We start from the raw sequence: 19,859 nt of genomic DNA, 5'->3' as shown, positions 1-19,859 counted from the left end.
AACGAACCAGGAGGATGCCATGAAGCGATGGGTGTGGCTCCTGGCCTTTCTCGTGGCCCTGCCCGCGGGTGGGGACGATAAAGGCAAGAAGGACGAGAAGAAACCCGCCCCCGCCAAGGCGGGCGCCACCGTCGACGACCTCCTTAAGCAGGCGGACGAAAAGGCTGCGGCGGGGGAGGTCGACGCCGGCCTCGACCTGCTGCGGCGCGCCGCGGCCCTGCCCGGGGCCACGGGCGAGCCGTCCCTTCGTCTGGGACGCCTGCTGGAGGCGAGGTACGACCTCGATCTGGCCATCGACGCCTACAAGGCCGCAGCCGAGAAGCTGAGCGGGGGCGCCAAGGGCGAGGCCCTGGGCCGCCTCTCCGTCGTGGAGGGCGTGCGCGGGATGGCCGAGGCCGCCGCGAGCGCTCAGGCGGCCGTGGCCGCGGACCCCGAAGGCGTGTGGCCCACGCTGGCCCTCTCGCGCGCGCGGGCCCGCGAGGGTAAGGGCGAGGAGGCGGTGGCTCTGGCCCGGAAGGCCGGGGCAGGGGGCGGGGTAGCGGCCACGGAGGCCCTCGGCTACGCCCAGGAGGCCCAGGGCGACCTCGCCGCGGCGGAGGCGTCTTACCGGTCCGCCCTCGCCGCCCAGCCGAGCGGGGTCGGGCCCAGCCTGGGCCTGGCCCGCGTGCTGCGGAAGACCAACCGGGCCGCGGAGGCCGAGCCGCTCCTGAAGAAGGTCCTCGAAGCCGCCCCCGGCGCGATCGAAGCCTACAAGGAATCGGCCCGGGTGAAGATGGCCTTGAACCGCGCCGCGGAAGCGGAGGGAGACGCGGCCACGGCGGCGGCCATGGCGGAGAACGACCCTGAGGCTCAGCGGCTGGTTCGGCAGGTGAAGGTGGCCAAGGCTCTCGACTACCTGCCCAAGAACCAGGTGGAGCTGGCGGTCCAGGACTTGACCGCCCTGCGCGACGAGAACCCGAACGCGGCGGAGGTGCGGGTTGGCCTGGCCCGCGTCTTCATCGCCAAACGTCAGGCCGCTCCGGCGGTGGCGGAGCTCAAGAAGGCCATCGAGCTCGAGCCCGCCAACGCGGAGGCCCATTTCCGCCTGGGGTTTGTGCTCCACGCTCTGCAAGGGGACCCGACCTCGGCCCTCGGCGCCTACGAAAAGGCGGTAGCCGCGGATCCCGCGAACACCGAGTACCGCACCAACCTAGGGGCGGTGCTCTCCGACCTCAAGCAATACGACCGGGCAGTCGCCGAGCTGACCAAGATCACAATGGATCCGGGGTACAGCCGGCCCGAGGCCTGGATCTATCTCGGGGAGGCGCAGCTCGGAGCCAAGCGCTACAAGGAGGCGATTGGCGCCCTCCAAAAGGCCGCGAGCGCCGCCCCGGAGAACGCCCGGGTCCAGGCCTCGCTCGCCTGGGCCTACTTCGGCCTCAAGGACGCGGAGAATTTCAAGAAGGCGGCAGGGAAGGCGCGCGCGCTGGGACACAAGGAGCCCACGCTTCTTCAGTACTTGACCCGAGTTGAAGGGGGAGAGCCGATCAAATGAAGGTGCCCAAGACCGCCCTCCTAGCCGGCGTGCTCCCGCTGCTCCTCGGTGCCTGTCAGAAGAAGCCGGAGGGTGCCGCGCCCGCGGCCAAGGATTTCGGGGCCCAGGCGGCGGACGTGGTCTCGGACACGGGCGCTCTGAGCGAGGCCAACGGCGCGGCCAACCCCGTCGTCCGGGCCGCGGGCGACTGCGACGCGGTCAAAGCGGCGCTGCCCGAGGCCAACCGGCGCTTGGACGCGGTGGCGGGCAGCGTTCGGACGGTCGCCGGCCGCACCAGCCTGGAGGCCATCCGGAAACGCGTCAATACTATCGCCGAGACCTGCCCCTGATCCCTGTCGCGCCTCGCTGGGCGGATTGACTAGTGCTATCCTTGTGATATCATAACGAAATCACAAGGAGGCCTCACCATGATCCGGGAGAGAAAGCACTCCGCAGTCTCGGGGTTGGTCGCACTCGTGGTCCTGTTCGTGCTCCTGCCCGTTCTGGGCCGGGGCCTCATAGGGGCGGCGCGGGAGGCGTCCATGGGGGGGGTTCTGGCCTGCGTGGCGGGGCTGTTCCTGGTCGTCATCTCCTTCGCAGGCCTCTTCGTCGTCAATCCCAACGAGGGCCTGGTCCTGCAGCTCTTCGGCGACTACCGGGGGACGGTCACCGCCGCGGGGCTTCGCTGGGCCAACCCCTTTTACTCCAAGCGGCGGGTCTCCCAGCGCGTGCGCAACTTCGAGAGCTCTCTCCTGAAGGTCAACGACACCGACGGGAATCCCGTCGAGATCGCGGCGGTCGTGGTCTGGCGCGTGGTGGACACCGCGGAGGCCTGCTTCGAAGTGGACGACTTCGAGAACTACGTCAAGGTGCAGAGCGAGGCCGCGGTCCGCAACCTGGCCACCCGCTACCCCTACGACACCCACGAGGAGCACAAGGTCTCGCTGCGCGGCGCCACGGCGGAGGTGGCCAAGGATCTGAGACACGAGATCCAAGAGCGTCTGGCCAAGGCGGGGGTCGAGGTCATAGAGGCCCGCCTCAGCCACTTGGCCTACGCCCCGGAGATCGCGGCCGCCATGCTCCGGCGGCAGCAGGCGGGGGCCATCATCGCCGCGCGCCAGAAGATCGTGGAAGGAGCGGTGGGGATGGTGGATTTGGCCTTGGAGCGTCTTTCCGCGAGCAAGCTCGTCCAGCTCGACGAGGAGCGCAAGGCGGCCATGGTCAGCAACCTGCTGGTCGTGCTCTGCGGAGACCGGGAGGTCCAGCCCGTGGTGAACACGGGCTCCATCTATCAATAAGGTGGCCGAGCGAAAGACGTTCCTGCTGCGCATTGACCCCGAGGTCCTGCTCGCCGTCCAGCGCTGGGCCAACGACGATCTGCGCAGCCTGAACGCGCAGATCGAGTTCCTCCTGCGGCGCGCTCTGCGCGCGGCCGACCGCCTTCCGGAGGGCAAACGGCAGGACTGAAGGGGCTCAGGGGGGGAACTGGATCTTGACCACGCGCTGGTCGGCCTCGCTCGAGCATTGCACGAAGGCCGAGTAGGAGAGCAGGCAGAGGTCGCGCTTGGTGCCGGTCAGGGTCTCGCCCCGAAGGTCCAGACTGCGCGCCTGCACCAAGGTGCTCTCCGGGCCCGGGGCCATGAGGTCGCGGTGGGGAGGATCCGGTTTGAGGACGGTCCGCTTCCCGTCCGCGGCCACCATGGTGAGGCTCTTGGCCACCGCGACCACCACCGGCCGGATCTCCCCCTCCACTTCCTGGCCGCGTTCCAGTTGGCTGTACTGAATCTCCAGGATGAGGCCGGCAACGGGAAGGGCGCGCTTCCCGGCCCAGAGCTCCTTCGCCTCCTTGCGGGCGGTTGTGGCGAGGGCCGGAGACTCCCCCCGCTGCCAGGCGGAGTATTCGTAGGAGAGCGACCAGGACCGCAGGGGAAGGCTGCTCCCGTCCGCGAAGTGGACGAGGATAGTCTCTCCTCCTTCGCCCGCCACCTCGGAAGCCAGGGCGAGCACGACCACCGCCAGACAGAGCCTCCTCACGGGCGTTCCCCCTCCGCGACCCTAAGACGCGGGCCATTATGCCACCCCCCTCCCCACGGCGCGCGCACCCTCTCGCTTATGATGAGCGGCATCGATGCCGCCCCCCGTTGCTCCCCGCCCGACTCTCGTCCGCGCCATAGGGCGCTGGGATCTGACCGCGGCCGTCGTCAACGCCGTCATCGGCAGCTCGATCTTTGGCATGCCGGCGGCCCTCGCCGCCGCGGCCGGGGCTCTCAGCCCCCTGCTCATCGTGCTCGTCGGGCTGGGTGTGCTCGCGGTCGTGCTGTGCTTCGCGGAGGTGGCGAGCCGCTTCCCCGACCCGGGTGGGCCCTACCTGTACGCGCGCGAGGCCTTCGGTCCCTTCGTGGGGTTCGAGGCGGGCTGGCTCACGTTCTGGATCCGCGTCACCGCCCTCGCCGCCAGCCTCAACGTGTTCGTGGAGTACCTGGCCACCCTGCTCGCCCCCGCCAGCTCACCCCTCGGCCGCGCCCTCGTCATGGCCGCGGTGGTCAGCATGATCACCGCGATCAACGTGATCGGAGTGCGCCAAGCGGCCTGGACCGTGGATGTCTTCACCGTGGCCAAACTGGCTCCCTTAGCCCTGCTCGTAGCAATCGGGCTCCCCCACATCCGCCCCGAGGTACTCGCCACCCAGACCGTGCCCGAGCCCGATTGGACTCGGGCCATCCTCCTCTTGGTCTTCGCCTACGGCGGCTTCGAGGCCCCCCTCATCCCCGCCGCGGAGGCCCGCGACCCCCGCCGCGATAGCGCCTTCGCACTCCTGGTGGCGCTGGCCATCATCGCCTCCGTCTACCTGCTCGTACAACTGGTGATCCTCGGCGTGCTGCCCCGAGTCGCCCTGGCTCGGGCGCCCCTGGCCGCCACCTACGCGGTTCTCCTGGGGCCCCTGGGGGTGACGCTTGCCGCGTCGGCAGCCATGGTCTCGATCTCCGGCTATGCCACAGGGACCACCCTCCAGTCTCCCCGGGTGCTTTTCTCCATGGCGGAGCGCGGGGAGCTGCCGGGGATCCTGGCCCGTGTCCACGCCCGCTTCCACACGCCTCATGTCGCGATCTTGGTCTACAGCGCGCTCGTTCTGGGCCTGGCCCTCTCCGGGACCTTCGAGACCATCGCCACCGCGTCCGCGTTCGTCCGCCTCGTGACCTACGGTCTCACCTGTGCGGCTCTGCCCGTGCTGCGCCGACGGCGGCCGGAGGAGGAGCCGGGGTTCCGCCTGGCGGGGGCAGTCCCCATCGCGGTCCTGGGCTCTCTCTCCTGCGCCTGGCTCTTGACCCGCTCCGTCACCCAGGCCCGCACGCTCCTCGTCCTCCTCGTGTTGGGGGCGGCGCTCTGGGTCGTGGCCGGACGCGGGCGGAGGCCGTCGGGGGAGGCGCCGCCCCTGGTTTGAAATCGCGGGGGGCGGGCGCACAATTGGGGGGCGATGAGGATCCCGACCTTCCGGGACGTACAAGATCAGGTGAGCGAGATCCTGCGCCAGCACGGCTGCCTGGGGGCGGTGCTGGTGGACCTCGGACCCCTGGCTCACATCGAGCGCAGCTTCGGCGGCCAGACCTTCCAGAGCCTCTATGCCCAGATCGATCCCATTCTGGAGGAGATGAGGGAGCGCTTCCGCCAGGGGGATCTCATCACCCGAGACGAGCGGGAGGGGGACCGCTTCCTGCTCTTCCTCGGGGGGCGTCGCCTCGGAGAGACCATCTTCGCGGCCTCTGACCTGCGCAAGCTGGCGGACCGGGTGGAGGAATTCCTGACCCCCCGCATCGGCCGCCTCACCACCCCCTACCTTCGCGAGCGGCCCGCCGTCGACGTGGGCTACGGGGTGGTGCTCTGGAGCCCGCTGGAAAGCGAGGAGCGTTTGGTGTTGCGGGTCATCGAGGACGCTGTCACCTCCGCCGATCTCAGGCGGCGCCTCCGCGATCGCGACCAGCGGGAGCGGCTGCTGGAAATCATCTACAACCGCAACATCTGGACAGCCTTCCAGACCATCGTGGACATGGAGAGCCGGCAGGCGATGGGCTGGGAGGGACTGTCCCGCGGACCCCGGGGGACCGATCTCGAGCTCCCCCTGGCGCTCTTTGGCCGGGCCGCTCGCCACGGTCTCACCGAGGAGCTGGAGCGCTCCTGTCGGCGCCAGGCCTTCGTGGACTGGGAGATCTTCGGGGCCCCCGGGCGCTTGTTCGTGAACACCGTCCCCGCCACCATCCGCGACAGCAGCTTCCTGGGGCGGGGCGTGCTCGACTATCTGGGCCCCCGCCTCTCCCCCCGCTTCGTGACCCTAGAGATCACCGAGCGCCAGGTCATCGAGAACCTGAACCTGTATCGAGAGGCGATGCATTCGTTCATGGACCTGGGCTTCTCCTTCGCCATCGACGATTTGGGGGCGGGATACTCGGGGCTGGAGACGGTCGTCACCCTGAAGCCCAGCTACCTGAAGATCGATATGGGGCTCGTGCGGGACGTGCACCAGAAGCGGGTCAGCCAGCAGGTGGTGAAGGCCATCCTGGAGATGGGGGTGGGAGTGGGGGCCACCGTCATCGCGGAGGGAATCCAGACCCAGGACGAGGCGGACGCCCTCCGCCAAATCGGCGTCCGCTTCGGCCAGGGCTACCTCTACAGTCGGCCCGTCGATCCCTACGCCCAGAAGCCGAAGGCCGCGACCGTCCCCTAGGCGCCGGGCACGATCCCGTGCTCTTTCTTCAGTCGCTCCAGGGCGGCGATGCGCACGGGGCGGCGGACGTCGTGCTGGTCGGGGCGGTACCCGGGGCCGAACTCGACCAACTTGCCGCGCTCCATCAGCCGGTCGCGGTCGATGATCAGCTCCTCCCGGCTCGTCCCCACGAGGTCGTTCTCGCGGCTCATGAAGATGGCCTCCTCCGGGCAGGCGTCCACGCAGAAGCCGCAGTAGACGCAGCGCAGGAGATCGATCTCGAACCGGGTGGGGTACTTCTCGATCGTCTGCTCCGGCCGCTCCCCGGCCTCGATGTAGATGCATTCGGCGGGGCAGGCGGTGGCGCACATGTAGCAAGCCACGCACTTGGGGGTCCCGTCCTCGCGCACGGTCAGAAGGTGCACCCCCCGGTAACGGCCGGACGTGGGCCGCTTCTCCTCCGGGAACTGGATGGTGGAAGCGTGGCCCAAGAAGAGGGTGCGCACCAGGTTCTTGAAGACCAGGGCCATGCCCAAGAGGACGGGGTAAACACCGGGCCGGGTGTTGCGATCGACGGTCACGATTCGGGCGCTCATAGCTCTATGGGACCCGGGCTTCTGGTGGCGTCCCCTCCGCCAGGGGCAGGACGCGGCCGCCCGCGCCCAGAGACGCGTAGTCGAGGGCGGCGTAGCCGGGGACCGTTCGCGCCAGGAGGGCAAACACCTCGCGGGCGGAGTTGGCTTGGAGGGGCCGGCCCAGGCGGGAGAGGAGGCCAGCCGCCAACTCCCAGCCCGGGGCCGCCTCCCCGGGGGGAGGAACGGCCCGCCGGATCCGCTGCACGCGCCGCTGGTAGTTCGTGAACGTGCCGTCCACCTCCGCCCACACCGCCGCGGGCAGCACGGCATGGGCCCGGTCCAGCTCCGGCCCCTCGTGGGTGGCCAGAACGGCGATGAAGGAAACCCGGGCCAGGGCCTCTCCCGCCTCGGGAAGCCGCAGCAGCTCCGGCCCCTGCAGAAGCAAGGCGCGGATGGAGCCCGTCCGGCAGCCGGTCAGGATGGCGTCCACCCCCGTTCGACCCAGGCCCTGATCCAGGCAGCCCTGGGTGTTGGGGTTCCGGTCCGCCCGCAGCAGCACGCCGTCCGAGCGCACGCGCACCTTGAGCTGGGGGTCGCCCACCCGGAAATCGAGCGGACCCCCCACCGCCTCCGCCAGGGCGCGGAAGGCGAAGAGGTCCTCGTTGGTGGCGCGGGGTGAGGCCACGAAGGCCACGGCGGGACCGCCTTCCCGCAGACGGTCCGCGACCGCGTCGAGGGCGCCGGGAAGGGAGGGGCCGGTACCGGGGAGGACGCCCCTGACCCGCGCCATTGCGACCCGGCTGGTGAGGGCGATCTCTTTGTAGGAAGCGCGCCCGGGGTCGCAGATCCAGGACTTGTTCACCTCCACGTTGCGGCGCGGCCGCAGGCGCTGCACCTCGCCGTCCCGATGGTCGACGTAGATGTTGCAGCCGGTGGAGCAGCCCGCGCAGACGGAGTCGGTGGAGGTGAGGAACCAGACCCGCTGCTTGAAGCGGAAGTCGTGGGAGAGCAGCGCTCCCACCGGACACACATCGGCCAGGTTCCCCGCGTAGTCGTGGGTGAGGGGCCGGTTCTCGAAGGTGGCAATCTGGGTGTGATCCCCCCGCTCCACGAACTCGAAGCTGTTGGTGCCGGTGACCTCGCGCTCGAAGCGGAGGCAGCGCGAGCAGAGCACGCAGCGCTCGGCGTCGAGCATGATGGGCCCCAAGTCCACCACCTTGCGCTTGCGGACCTTGTCCTCCAGACGCACCTCGGAGTCGTACAGGCCGTGGGCCATGTAGTTGTCCTGGAGGTAGCACTCCCCGGCCTGGTCGCAGACCGGGCAGTCGATGGGGTGGTTGATGAGGAGGAACTCGAGGGCCGACCGCTGGGCCTGCTTGGCCTTCTCGCTCGTGGTGTGCACGACCATGCCTTCGGTGATCATCGTGTTGCAGGCGATCTGCAGCTTGGGGAGCTTCTCGATCTCGACCATGCAGGTCCGACAGTTGCCATCGACGGGAAGGTCGGGGTGCCAGCAGAAGTACTGGAGGGGAATCCCGTGCTCGAGGGCGGCCTGGAGGACGGTGACCCCCGCCGCGACCTCGATTTCCTTCCCGTCGATCGTGCACTTTGGCATGGGTTACCGATCCAGCTCGCCCGCTACGACGTTGAGGCCCCCGATGATCGCGACGGCATCGGCCAGCATCCTCCCTTTGATCATCTCCGGGAAGGCTTGGTAGATGTTGAAGCAGGGGGGCCGGACCTTGACCCGCCACGGATGCTTCTGCCCGTCGCTCACGATGTAATAGCCGAGCTCGCCGTTTGCGGCCTCCGTGTATCCGTAGACCTCCCCCCGCGGGGGCAGGATGCCCTCGTAGACCAGCTTGAAGTGGTTCATGAGGGCTTCGATGTTGCTGTAGACCTCGGATTTCGGGGGGAGGGCCACTTTCTTGTCGTCCACGATCACCGGTCCCGGGGGGAGCTTGCCCAGGGCCTGCTCGATGATACGCAGGCTCTGGCGGATCTCCTCCATGCGCACGAGATAGCGGTCGTAGCAGTCACCCACCGCGCCCACCGGCACATCGAAGTCATACTCCTCATAGCCCGAATAGGGGTGATCCTTGCGGATGTCGTAGGCGACCCCCGAGCCGCGGAGACAGGGCCCCACCCACCCCCAGGAGAGCGCGTCCACGGCCGGCATCACCCCTACGTCCCGGAAGCGCCGGGCGAAGATCACGTTGCGGGTGAGCAGGCGGTGGCCCTGGTCCGTAACCTCCTGCACGCTCTTCATGGCCTGACGGCAGCGCGCCTCGAAGTCCTCGGGTACGTCCTCGGCCAGACCCCCGATCCGCACGTAGGAGACGGTGAGGCGGGCGCCACAGCAGGCCTCCAGGAGGTCGTAGATGATCTCCCGCGCGCGAAACAACACGAAGATAGGGGTGATGGCTCCCAGGTCCACGACGTTCGCCCCGATGCACACGAAGTGGTCCATGATTCGGGAGAACTCGGAGAGGATCACCCGCACGGCCTCCGCCCGCGGGGGGGCCTTAATCCCCAGTAGCTTCTCCACGGCCAGGGCCCAACCATGGCCGTTCATGAAGGCCGAGCAGTAGTTGAGGCGGTCGGTGTAGGGGATAACCTGCCAGTAGGTCCGCTCCTCCGCCATCTTCTCGAAGTTGCGGTGCATGTAGCCGATCTCGGCCTCCGACTCCACGATGGTCTCGCCGTCCAGCCGGGCTTGGACCCGAAAAGCGCCGTGCATCGCGGGGTGGGAGGGACCGATGTTGATGATCATGCCCGGGCCGGCCTGAGCCACGTCGAGCAGGTGGGTTTTGGGGGTCTTGAGCACGTGGCGCTTGGCGGTGGGGTAGTCCTTGCGCATGGGATGGCCCACGAACGCCTCGTGGGTCAGGAGACGGGTCAGGTTCGGGTGGCCCCGGAACACGATGCCGTAGAGATCCCATGCCTCCCGCTCGAACCAGTTGGCCCCCTTGTAGACGCCGACGAGGGTGTCCAGGGTGGGGTCGCTCTCCGCCAGGCCCGTCTTGAGCCGCAGATGGTGCCTCTGGGACACGGAGTAGGCATGTAGGACCACCTCAAAACGGTCCCGGTGGTCTTCCTTATCGAGGTAGTCCACTCCACAAAGGTCCAGAAAGAGCTTGAAGTCGAGCTCCGGATGATCGCGGACCAGGGTGGCGGCCCTGACCCAGGCGCGGGGGGAGACCTTGACGGCGAGATCCCCCCGGAACTCCTCCACTGCCTGCACGTCCTCGCCCAGTGCCTCGCGAAGCACACGCGTCGAGAGGCTACTCGAGCCCGCGGCGCCGGCGGCGTTCTCGACGGTGCTAGCCACGGTTTGTCTCGGGGGGCGCAGGCGGGATGACCCGGAGCGGGATCACGCCCCGCGGGGGGAGGCCCTGCTTCAGCCGTTCCGCGTCATCTTTGGCCCAAGCCTGCCGCCGGGCCCGCCGGTCGATGGCCCCCTCTCCCGAGGCTCCCAGCCGGTGCGCTCCCTGCGGCGCTTTGGCCTGCTCTCCCCTCTTGATCCTTTCCTGGATCTTCATGATCGCCGCGAGCAGGGCCTCGGGGGCGGGCGGGCAACCCGGCACATACACGTCCACGGGGATGATCTCGTCGATTCCCTGCATGGTGTGGTAGGAGCGGTAGAAGCCCCCGGAGGAAGCGCAGACACCCATGGAAATGACCCACTTGGGCTCCGGCATCTGGTCGTAGATGGTCTTCAGGATCGGGCCCTGCTTGTCCACGATTGTCCCCGCTACGAACATGAGGTCGGCCTGGCGCGGCGAGAAACGCAGCACCTCCGCCCCGAAGCGCGCGATGTCGTAGTGCGAGAAGGAGACCGCCATGAACTCGATGGCGCAGCAGGCCGTGCCGAAGGGCATCGGCCAAAGCGAGGACTTACGGCCCCACTTCACGACCGCGTCCAGGGTGGTGGTGATGATGTCCCCCCCTGCGTGGACCCCAGGGTAGGTAGGATCCACGAACTTTCCCTTGAAGAGGTCCAAGAGTCCCATGCTGGAACCTTCTCTCCCCGGTCTCTTGTGGAAACCACGGGCGATCCGCCCTGCCGCCGCCGGCAGGATGCGAAGCGGCCCCGGACCCTGAACGGACGCCCCGCCGCTTGCACGAGGGGGTGACGTCGATGGGTCGCAGCGTATGATATCGCATCCCCCCCCGGACCGTCACGGATGCTGCCGGCAACGACCCGTTTAGGGATGTAGAATCAGGCCCTCGAGGAGGTCTCATGTCCGATCGACCGAAAGCTGACGGGACCAAGGCCTCCCCGGAGGGGGGTTCGCCGATATCGACGGGGAAGAACGGCTCCTCCCAGCAGCAGAGCCAGCAGCTCAACAATCTTCTGATGGCGATCGTGGACAGGGAGATCGGACGGGGCGAAGCCCGCGATCCTGCGGACTGGACCCGGCTGCACGCCCTGGCCCTGAGCCACCCGGGTGCCTCTGACCTGGTGACCGCGCTCGAAGGAGTCATCCAGCAGTGCAATCAGGAGGTGGCCGGCCGCTTCGGGAGCACGGGCCTGGACGCCAGCAAGATCCGGCACAGCGTGGCGCAGCTGATTCGAGTGTCCTTGCTCAAGAAGTTGGGCCTCACCGACCAGCCCAGAGTCGACCCGAGCCCCCGCCCGGAGGGGGACGCCCAGGCCCCGGCGGGAGAGAGCGGGCCCTCCAACCAGCAGCTGAGCGATATGCTTCTCGCGATTGCGGAGCGGGAGATCGGACGGGGCGAGCCGCGCCGCCCAGAGGATTGGGCCCGCTTGCAGGCCCTAGCGGTGGGCCACCCCGGTGCCTCCGATCTGGTGACCACCCTGGAAGGTGCCATCCGCCAGTGCAATGAAGAGATGACCAGCCGCTTCGGCACCGCGGGCGGCGATCTCTCGAAGATCCGGCACAGCGTTTTGGCGCTCATCCGGATCTCGCTGCTCAAGAAACTCGGCCTCCCCGACGGGGGCAAGGCCAAGGAGAGTTGAGGGGGTCGTAGGCGACGGGCGCAGGAACGAGGAGGGGTATTTGAAGAAGAAGGCAGAAACGAAGGGTGGAGCCACGAAAGCGAAGAAGGCCGCGCCCGCGGGGTCGGCGGTGGCCGCGAAGAGGGCCGGGCCATTGCCCCCTTCGTCCCCCCGGGTGGCCGGGGGCGGGGTGGGGGCAGACGCACACGCCTTCCTGGCCGATCAAGTGGAGAAGCGGCTCGTCCAGAACGCCCGGCAGTTCGAGGAGGCGAAGAAGCGCTTCGAGAAGGCGGCGCGCGCGCGCGTAGCCAGCCACCCCGCGAGCCAGGACCACCACCTTCAGAAGGAGCTTACCGACTTCGGGTTCGAGATGCGCCTGCTGACGGCCCGGCGCACCGAGCTGCTCTGGGTCCAGCAGCAGCTCGGCCAGGGCTAGAAGGAGAGTCGTCCGACGGGGTCAGCGCCCCGCGAGCTCGCTCTGGAGGCGAATTCTCCACTCCCGGGCCGGTCCGTATCCCTCCTGGATGCTGAGGGCCCGTTCCATCAGGGTGAGGGCCTCCTGGGGCCGTTGCAGGCGGTACAGGCAGAGCCCGGCATTGAAGAGGGTGGCGGGGTGCTCCTTGTACAGCCTCAGGGACTCCAGGTAGCAGCGGAGGGCGTCCAAGGGTCGCTCCAGGGCGCTGTAGATCCTTCCCAGCTCGAAGGGCAGATCGTGGTCCATGGGATAGAAGTGGTCCCAGGCCTGCTCGAGGGCTCGGACCAACTCCCGCCGCGCGGGATCTGGCGCCTTCTTGGCGTGATCGGCCAAGGGCAGCGCGAACAGGCTGACCAGGTGGGGGTCCCCCTCTCCGACCCGGAGGAGGCCCAGAATCACGTCCAGGGATGGCGCGGGCAGCTCCTTGCGGATGCCGGTGACGAGGGCGTAGTACTCACAGGGGCCGAAGCCGTCGATGGCCTGGTGGAATGCCGAGCGCGTCTCCGCGAGCATGGCCTCGGGGGCTCCGCTCAGGAAGGCGGACACCTTGAGGCTCTTGTTCCGGGATGAGGAATGGAGAGCCAGGCCCCCGTGCTCGCGGAAATAGAGCCCGATGGCGTGGTAGTTCACCATCATGGAGAAGCCGCCGTGCAACGCCATCTGGGGATCGCCTCGCACGGTCAGCTCGTCCTCGTGGGTGTAGCCCTTGTCGCCGGAGAGCAGGAGCATCCGCCCGCTGGCCATGGCCCTTAGGGTTCGGATGCCCTTCAGGGCCCCGATAGGGAAGAGGAATGATGTGTCGCCCAGCCGCGTCCGATAGGCGGCCAGGATCCGGTTCATGGCCTCGTCCTCGTAATAGTCGTCCTCCACCGGCCGCTGCTCGTAGCGGGTGGAGACTCGCTTCAACGTCTCCGGATCCGGGAGACCCTCTTTTTCCTTTCGGGTGGAGGCGGTGGTGACCAGGCTCTCCTGCAGCGCTCCTCCCTTGATCCAGAACGCATCCTGGGCGGTGGTATCGAAAGCGTAGTTGGCGATCACGGCCAGGGGGTTCTTCAGGCTCTCCGCGGAGAGGGTCTGCCCGGAATGGGCGAGGGTGATTTTCTCGTCCCGCTCCAGATCGAAAGTCGCAAAATCGAGGACCCCCGCTTCCACGAAGGGGCGAAAACGGTCGCGCGCCTGCCAAGCCTTCAGGTTGGCGGGCACGAGGTCGGTCATCACATAGCGCAACGTGAGGCCGGCCAAGAGGGGGATCCTTTGCTTGAGGGCGAGCAGCTTCTTCAGGAAGAGGAAGCCGAACTTCCCGGATCCGGCCGCGACCTCCAGGATGTAGACGGGCTCCCTGGGGTCGAGGGGGCCGAGGGAGGAGCTGGCCCGGGCGCAGTCCCGAAGGAAGCCCGCGACCACCCTTGCGTAGGCGTTGGCGATGAAGGCGTTGCTGGTGACGTAATACGGGGTGCGGCCCGTCAGCCAGGCCTCCTCGCCCTTTTGGCCGTAGAAATCCCGTTGTAGGCGCCAGATCAAGGAGTCGGACAGGCGCTTTTTCTCTTCGAGGACGAAGGTAGCGCTCTCCGGTGCCGGCGGTCCCGCTCCGACTTGCTCCATTTGTGCTCGCTTCTAATGCCAGGAAACAACAAGCCGGGGGGCGCCCGCCCCCCGGCTCTGCTCGTCCCCCGCTTAGAGCCCGAGGAACGAGAAGTGTTTGAACATGTCCGAAATTTCCTTGAAGATGTCGATGCACAGCTTGAGCCCGATACCCAGGCTGTCGCAGGTCGCACCGATGACCTCGCTACCCTCGTGGACGGCGGTGCCCCCCGCGTCGACGGCCTTGCTGAGCGCATCCATGATGTGCTGGGCCTGCTCGCCGATCTGCGTGAAGTCCTGGAAGACCTGGCTGTGCTTCTCGTGGCAGTCGTTCATGGACTGGGTGGTGTGCTCTTCCTGCTGCTGGTGCAGCTGGCTGAGCTTCTCCTCGAGCTGGCTATGGTGCTCATCCATGTGGTGGTGGCAGTCCTCGTGCTTGCTCTGGATCTCGGGCATCACGTTGCTCTGAACGTGATCGTGGTATTCGTGGGTGTGATCCCCGACGTGGCTCTCCGAATCCTTAAAGCCGCTGACCGCGTCGTTGTGCATGTAGTGGCTTACGTCCTGCACCTTGTGGTGGAACTCGTCGTGGAGGTGATTCGCCCCGTCCCGGAGTGAGTGTCCGGTGTCCTCGGCATGGCTCAAGACCTGGGCCACGTCGGGCTCTAAGCCGTGGACGTGTTGCTCGAGCTCCTGGACTCCCTGGTGGGTCTGTTGCAACGCCTCCTGGGCATCATGGTGGGCGGCGTCCAGCTTGTGCTGCACGTCCTTCAGGATCTGGTCGGCGTGATGCGCCTCTTCGTCCAGATCGTGCTGCTGGCGCTTGATGTCATCCAGCAGGTGCTTCGCCTTCTCCAGGGCCTGGGGCCAGTCCGCGTGGATCTCCTGAGAAACCTTCTTGATAGACTCCTCGAGGGCATCGAAAGCCTTGAACCCTTCCCCGAAATCGTTGATCAGGTTCTTGACGTCGCTGAGCGCCTTGCTTGCCGCAGCTTCTAGATTCACGGAAATCCTCCTCTACCTACGCAGTTTTCTCTAAGCGACGCCAAACCTAGCCGAAGTTGATACCGACGGTCTCGCAGGCACCCTTCACCGCATCGATGGCGGCTTTGAAGGGCTCCGAGAACTCGTTGACAGCGTCGACGTGGCCCTTGGTGGCGGTCTTGTGCTCCTCCGAGCTGGCCTTGGCCCCGGTGACCTTCTCCACCATTCCCTCGATGGCATGGCAGATCTCGTCCGTGGCCTTGTCCATGAGCGACTTGAGCTCCTCCTCGATCTTGTTCTTGGCCTCGTCCATGATCTCGTGCGACTTGGCCTTGACCACATTGTTCAGGAGGTCGGTCGCCTGGTGCTCGAACTGATCCCCGAGGCTGTGGGCCGCGGAGAGGAACTCGGTCACCTTGGACTCGGTCTCTTGCAGGTGCTGGTCCATGGCGTTGTGGAACACATTCTGGATGAGGTCGCTGAGGCTGTTCTTGCTCTCCTCGACCTTGTGCTGCAGGGCCTCGCCTGCGGAGTGGACCTCGTTCTGGGCCTGCTCCAGCTGGCTGTGGCCCTCCTCCACGCCCTCTTTCACCTTGTTGAGCGAGCTCTTGAACTCCTCGTGGGCATGGTTGAGGTCCTCGGCGCCTTCCTGCATCTTGCTCTGGAAGCTGGTCATGGCGTGGCCCGCGGCCTCGACGCCACTCTTCAGCTCGTCGCGGGTGTGCTCGAGCGTCTTCACTTCCTCCAGGCCCTTCTCGACGCCCGCCAGATCCTGGTTCAATTCCTGGAGGTGATGGGTGGCATCCTGCTTGAGGGCGGCCAAGGCCTGCTCGATCTCATGGAAGATCGATTGGGCCTCCTGCTCGACCTGCTCGAACGTCTTCAGGAGATCGTCTGCGTTCTTCTCCGCCTCCGCCCCCCTGTGGACGAGCTGGTCCATCTCTTGCGTGATCTTGGGGAGATCGTCCCCCAGCTGCTTCAACGTTTCTTGGAGATCAGACATGATCAAAAACTCCCTTCCAGCTCATTGCCCGGTCCGGTTAGCCGAGACCGAGGGTCATGGCCTTGATCAGCTCGTCGATGATGGGCAGGATGGCCTTGCAAATGGCCAGGAGAGGCACGAACTCCCCGATGGCGGCGGTGACGGCAGCCCCCGCCGTCCCCTCCACGATGTGCTCCACCAGCTCCTGGACCAGCTCCTCGATGACCTCTTCGATGGCGTGCTCCACGGTCTGCGCGATCTTCTGGGTGACCTCTTGCTCGGCGTGCTCGACCATGTCCTTGAAGATGTCCTCGCCGGTCTTGATGAGTTCCGAGCCGACCTCTTCCGCGGTCTGCCCGAACTGGCTGAAGAGGTTCGTGAAGTTCCCTCCCAGCTCACCCAGCTGACTCGTGAAGTTGCTGGTGATGGTCTGGGCAAAACCTTGGGTGGCGTGTTCGAAGGTGTCTTTGAGGGCGCTGGCGATGGGCCCCCCGAGATGCTCGATGATGTCGTGGAAGTGATCCTCGGTCTTGCCCTTGAGCTCGCTCAGGTTGCTCTCCAGCGAGTGCACGCCCTCGCCGAAGGTCTTGAAGGTGTCCTGGGTCATGTGATCAAGGTCGCCCACGGAGTGATCGACCTCCTGGTGGGTGTGTTCCACGGTCTGGAAGCCATGCTGATCCAGGTTCTGGTACTGCTCGTGGAGGTGCTGCTCGGACTGCGACAGCACCTGAGAGTGCTCCTCCTCCGCGTGCTCCAGGTACTCGAGGGTCCCGCCCAGGTGGTGGTTGGTTCCCTCCGTCACGGCGGTGTGGAGCTGCTCGAACTCTTCGTTCAGCTCCGCGTGCTCGTGGGTGAGGGTCTCGGTGAACTGCTGCACGAGCTTCACGAAGTCCTCGGCGTGGCTCGCGAAGCCCTCCTCGATGTGGTCGACCTGGTCGCCCTGTTGGCCAACGCTGTCGGTGCCGTGCTGGACCACGTCTGAGGCGGCGGTCAGGTGCTGGGTGAAGTCGTGTACGTGTTCAAGTGGGTCGGCCATTGCTATTCCTCCGCTCCTTGCCTTAAGTGCTCACGCCGCCCTAGGTCAGAGCCTTGATCGCGTCGATCACGGGCTCGATGGGCTTCAGGACGTCGGTGATGTTCTCCACTTGCGAGGCGATGCCCTGGAACTTGCCCATGAAGCTCTCGTGGCTGTTTCCGATATTCCCGGTCAGGGTCTCGAAGGCGCTGTGCAGAGGGCCGGAGCTGCCGGTGAGGGCGTTGATGGCCTGCTCCATGAACTGCGTCCCGACCTGGCCGATTGCCCCTTCCGTCATGTGCTCCAGGTTGCCGTGCATCTCGCTCATGGTGCTCCCGGCGTGGCTCACGAACTGGGAGATGGTGTCGAAGAGGCTGTGGGTCTCCTCGTCGTGGGTGCTCTTCACCTGGTTGAGCTCGTTGGTGAAGTGGTCGGTGTTGTCCTTCACGGAGTGCACGGCGTGGTCCACATTCTCCTTGAAGGCGTTGACCAGGGTCTCGGCCTCGTGGGCCTCCTCCTCGACGCCCTTGTGCAGCTGCTCGATCTTCTGCGTGAGGTCGGTTATCTTGTGCTTCTTGTCGTCCGCCTCATGGTTGATGTTGTTCTCAACCTCGTGATGGGCCGCTTGGACCTCCTGCGTTCCCGCATGGATCTTCTGCACGAGCTCTTCCGTCTGGTGCTCGACCTCGCCCGCCTTCTTGACCATCTCGGCGTAGTTCTGCTTGAGCGTCGCGCCGTGGCTGTCGTAGTCGTGCTGGGCCTTCTCGAGCTCCTCCATGAGGTGCTGGAGGCGGGTCTTGGACTCGTCTCCCACCAGTTCGATGCGCTCGTCGAGCATGTTGACTCGCTTGTTCAACCCTTCGATGGCCTGCTGAGCCTGCTCCGCCTCCGAAGCCAGCTTCTCCGCTGCGGCCTCAGCTGCGGCTAGGGCCTCTTGCATCTCTGACTTTGCCATGACTTATCGAACCTCCATTCGGTTTGGCGCAGGGGTCATCACGCTGGCCGGTCCTGAGCCCGCCTCGTCGCCCCGCGTTTCACTCGCTGACCGCATCACCGGATCGAAGCTCCTTGTCCCCTTCATCGTTACTTTCGCTTTCGTGCAAATGTACGAACGACCCCCGTTGTCGACTGTGACTACCGACACAAAGAAGGGATTTTTCCGCCGCGCGGACCAGGGACACCGCGGGGTGAGGCCGCGGACACCTCACCGCCGCTCGGAGACGAACGACCCTTCGGGCTCCACCGCATGAATGTTTTCCGGGAGGGACAAACGAGATAGTAGGACTCTTAGCCCTTGGCGTCAAGGATTTTTTTATAATTTTCTTCTACCGACAAGTAATTCGCGGCTACCCCGTCGGTCAGGCCCCGTCGTCTAGGATTCCGGGCGAGAGAAGCTCTGCCGCGGCCTTCAGATCCTGTAAGTTCTTCTGATACATACGCTTCAGGCTTGGGGTGGGAGCGTTGGTCAGGCGGATCTGGTAGTCGTTGTAGATCTTTTGATACTTTTTTCGGATCTCGTGCTTGGGCGCACCGGCAAGAACTCCGAGCAGTTCGGCCGCTTCCTCCAGCGACGACCCCCCCGCCGCGGGAGGATGTCCGCGCCGGGGGGGAGGAGCGGCGCGGGTCGAGTCGTGCGGGGCTGGGGGAGGTTGGGGCCGACGGGGGGGCGGGGGGGGTTCGGCGGTCTGGCCCGCCCGGCCACGGGAGGCCGGCTTTTCCAGGCTGATGTCGAAGCTGACCGCCCCGAACCGGACCTGCTGGCCAGGCTTGAGGATGGCGCGGATGACCCGCTGGCCGTCGATCCAGGTGCCGTTGGCGCTCTTCTGGTCGGCCACGATCCAAGTGTCCGAGTCCCGCTCGATCACCGCATGCTTGCGGGACACCGAGTTGTCGTTGACGACCACGTCCACGTGGGGATCCCGTCCGACGACACTGCGGTCGCCATCGACCCGGATGGGATCGCCGTCCGGGGGTAAGAGCCAAAGGCTGGTCATCTGTTCCGTTCCTCGGCTGTCCCCCTAGGGCACCGCCCCCCGGGGGAACCCCAAAGTCTGCTTTCTTCCCCGCACCCCTTCGGTTAAGGGCCTACCGAGTCGGCCGCGAGGCGGTGGGTGCGTGCGGCGTCCAGCTGATCACCAGTGTTACCTGCACTGTGTTGTCCACCTTCTTGAAAGGGGTCAGGGTCTGGCCGCTACCCGACGCCCCCGCGGCCTGGGCCAGGGCCTGGCTAGCGAAGAGGGGAATCGTATTCAAGGCCGGAAGGTTGCGGAACGCCAGCTTGTCGCCCACCTGGAGGGACAGCTTCTGCGTCATGTTCACGGTCAGGGTGTTGTCCCAGGTAGTTCGGAAGTCGTTCGTGACCTGAAGGTCCTCGTCCGCGGCGAGCTTGCTGTTGAAGGTGTTTTGCTTGGTCATCCCGAACTTGACGTCGTACTCCGCGGTCACGCGACCACCCACGTAATGGTCCTTGGTGTCCGGGTTCGGGTTAATCTCTTGTTGGTCCGTGTAAGTGGCCTGCACGCCCAGCTTGAAATCGCCGTTGTCCCGGCTGCTCCAGACGTAGCCTACGCCCAGTCGCCCGGCCACCTTGCGCTGCACACCACTGAACAGGTCCCGATCGTAGGCTCCTTCCGCGTCCCAGAAGACGCGCTCAGTGATCCGTCGCTCGAAGCCCATGTCGAATGAGTACTTCTCCGCCTTCGTCGACCGTACCGAGTTTGGGAAAACCACACATGTGCCGGTGCAGACTTTTCCCGGCGCGCCGCCGTTCGGCTGGACAAACGAAGCGTCCCCCACGGCATACGAGGTGTTGTCCGTGGCATCCTGCCTCATGCCCGATCCGTCGATGTAGAAGAGGGTTCGCAGCCAGTTTCGTTCGACTCTGGCCTTCAGGGTGGCGCTTACGGTCTCGGTGTTGCCCTGGGTCAATACGGCTCCCAGGTTGATGTTGGCTGACCACCCCACGGGTTTGGTCTCCGCGCGGCTAGACGCAGGGAGGATCCCAAAGGCGAAGGCCAGAGCCGCCACGGCGGCAGCGCGAAATGGGTGTCTCATATATCGCAACCTCGTTCG

General features: G+C 66.3%; 20 protein-coding genes. 8 read left to right on the top strand and 12 right to left on the bottom strand.

The window, feature by feature from the left end:
- Positions 1–19: 19 nt before the first annotated feature.
- From VN461_16585 to VN461_16570, 4 genes are all read left to right on the top strand, one after another.
- Positions 20–1,534 (top strand): tetratricopeptide repeat protein, encoded by a 1,515-nt coding sequence (locus VN461_16585; protein HXB56393.1) that lies wholly within the window; start codon positions 20–22, stop codon positions 1,532–1,534.
- Positions 1,531–1,863 (top strand): hypothetical protein, encoded by a 333-nt coding sequence (locus VN461_16580; protein HXB56392.1) that lies wholly within the window; start codon positions 1,531–1,533, stop codon positions 1,861–1,863. The genes VN461_16585 and VN461_16580 overlap by 4 nt, the downstream gene beginning before the upstream one ends.
- 78 nt (positions 1,864–1,941) lie before the next feature.
- A complete protein-coding gene (locus VN461_16575; GenBank protein ID HXB56391.1) occupies positions 1,942–2,811 on the top strand; it encodes an SPFH domain-containing protein in 870 nt (289 codons plus the stop codon).
- A 1-nt stretch (position 2,812) separates the two neighbouring features.
- Positions 2,813–2,980, top strand: a complete 168-nt coding sequence (locus VN461_16570) for a hypothetical protein (GenBank protein ID HXB56390.1) — start codon at positions 2,813–2,815, stop codon at positions 2,978–2,980.
- A 6-nt stretch (positions 2,981–2,986) separates the two neighbouring features.
- Here the strand turns inward: VN461_16570 and VN461_16565 are convergent, their stop codons facing one another.
- A complete protein-coding gene (locus tag VN461_16565) occupies positions 2,987–3,547 on the bottom strand; it encodes a hypothetical protein (protein HXB56389.1) in 561 nt (186 codons plus the stop codon).
- 94 nt (positions 3,548–3,641) lie between these two features.
- On the opposite strand from VN461_16565, the gene VN461_16560 reads away from it, so the two are divergent.
- Together VN461_16560 and VN461_16555 are read left to right on the top strand one after the other, a co-directional pair.
- Positions 3,642–4,955, top strand: coding sequence for an APC family permease (locus VN461_16560; GenBank protein ID HXB56388.1), 1,314 nt, complete (start codon positions 3,642–3,644; stop codon positions 4,953–4,955).
- A 33-nt stretch (positions 4,956–4,988) separates the two neighbouring features.
- Positions 4,989–6,233 (top strand): EAL domain-containing protein, encoded by a 1,245-nt coding sequence (locus tag VN461_16555; GenBank protein ID HXB56387.1) that lies wholly within the window; start codon positions 4,989–4,991, stop codon positions 6,231–6,233.
- On the opposite strand, the gene VN461_16550 is transcribed toward VN461_16555, so the two are convergent.
- The 4 genes from VN461_16550 to nuoB are packed head-to-tail and all read right to left on the bottom strand — an operon-like array spanning position 6,230 to position 10,767.
- Positions 6,230–6,808: an NADH-quinone oxidoreductase subunit I gene (locus tag VN461_16550; GenBank protein HXB56386.1), complete on the bottom strand. Its 579-nt coding sequence runs from the start codon at positions 6,806–6,808 to the stop codon at positions 6,230–6,232. The two genes, VN461_16555 and VN461_16550, sit on opposite strands and share 4 nt — an antisense overlap.
- Before the next feature lie 4 nt (positions 6,809–6,812).
- A complete protein-coding gene (locus VN461_16545; protein ID HXB56385.1) occupies positions 6,813–8,402 on the bottom strand; it encodes a 2Fe-2S iron-sulfur cluster-binding protein in 1,590 nt (529 codons plus the stop codon).
- A 3-nt stretch (positions 8,403–8,405) separates the two neighbouring features.
- Entirely contained in the window at positions 8,406–10,118 is a 1,713-nt protein-coding gene (gene nuoD / locus VN461_16540) for an NADH dehydrogenase (quinone) subunit D (protein HXB56384.1), read from the bottom strand.
- Positions 10,111–10,767 carry an NADH-quinone oxidoreductase subunit NuoB gene (gene nuoB, locus VN461_16535; GenBank protein ID HXB56383.1) on the bottom strand — a complete coding sequence of 219 codons (657 nt, stop codon included), beginning with the start codon at positions 10,765–10,767 and terminating at the stop codon, positions 10,111–10,113. Before nuoB ends, nuoD begins: the two co-directional genes overlap by 8 nt.
- Positions 10,768–11,030: 263 nt before the next feature.
- Here nuoB and VN461_16530 point away from each other — a divergent pair, with 263 nt between their 5' ends.
- Positions 11,031–11,771 (top strand): hypothetical protein, encoded by a 741-nt coding sequence (locus VN461_16530; GenBank protein HXB56382.1) that lies wholly within the window; start codon positions 11,031–11,033, stop codon positions 11,769–11,771.
- Between the two features lie 40 nt (positions 11,772–11,811).
- Positions 11,812–12,186, top strand: a complete 375-nt coding sequence (locus VN461_16525; protein ID HXB56381.1) for a hypothetical protein — start codon at positions 11,812–11,814, stop codon at positions 12,184–12,186.
- Positions 12,187–12,207: 21 nt separating this feature from the next.
- Here VN461_16525 and VN461_16520 read toward each other — a convergent pair whose 3' ends face one another.
- The 7 genes from VN461_16520 to VN461_16490 form a co-directional block, all read right to left on the bottom strand.
- The gene (locus tag VN461_16520) at positions 12,208–13,827 is read right to left on the bottom strand and encodes a tetratricopeptide repeat protein (protein HXB56380.1); all 1,620 of its coding nucleotides are present in this window, start codon (positions 13,825–13,827) and stop codon (positions 12,208–12,210) included.
- A 72-nt stretch (positions 13,828–13,899) separates the two neighbouring features.
- Positions 13,900–14,811 carry a hypothetical protein gene (locus tag VN461_16515; GenBank protein ID HXB56379.1) on the bottom strand — a complete coding sequence of 304 codons (912 nt, stop codon included), beginning with the start codon at positions 14,809–14,811 and terminating at the stop codon, positions 13,900–13,902.
- Positions 14,812–14,857: 46 nt separating this feature from the next.
- Positions 14,858–15,793, bottom strand: coding sequence for a hypothetical protein (locus VN461_16510; protein HXB56378.1), 936 nt, complete (start codon positions 15,791–15,793; stop codon positions 14,858–14,860).
- A gap of 37 nt (positions 15,794–15,830) precedes the next feature.
- Complete coding sequence (locus VN461_16505; protein HXB56377.1) at positions 15,831–16,808, bottom strand: hypothetical protein; 978 nt, start codon at positions 16,806–16,808, stop codon at positions 15,831–15,833.
- 40 nt (positions 16,809–16,848) lie between these two features.
- Complete coding sequence (locus tag VN461_16500; GenBank protein ID HXB56376.1) at positions 16,849–17,742, bottom strand: hypothetical protein; 894 nt, start codon at positions 17,740–17,742, stop codon at positions 16,849–16,851.
- Positions 17,743–18,145: 403 nt separating this feature from the next.
- Positions 18,146–18,781, bottom strand: coding sequence for an FHA domain-containing protein (locus VN461_16495; GenBank protein ID HXB56375.1), 636 nt, complete (start codon positions 18,779–18,781; stop codon positions 18,146–18,148).
- Between the two features lie 91 nt (positions 18,782–18,872).
- Entirely contained in the window at positions 18,873–19,841 is a 969-nt protein-coding gene (locus tag VN461_16490; GenBank protein HXB56374.1) for a DUF481 domain-containing protein, read from the bottom strand.
- Positions 19,842–19,859 lie beyond the last annotated feature (18 nt).

This window comes from Vicinamibacteria bacterium (assembly GCA_035570235.1).
In the GTDB taxonomy this organism is placed as follows: Bacteria; Acidobacteriota; Vicinamibacteria; order Fen-336; family Fen-336; genus DATMML01.
This window is presented reverse-complemented; position numbering and strand designations above follow the sequence as displayed.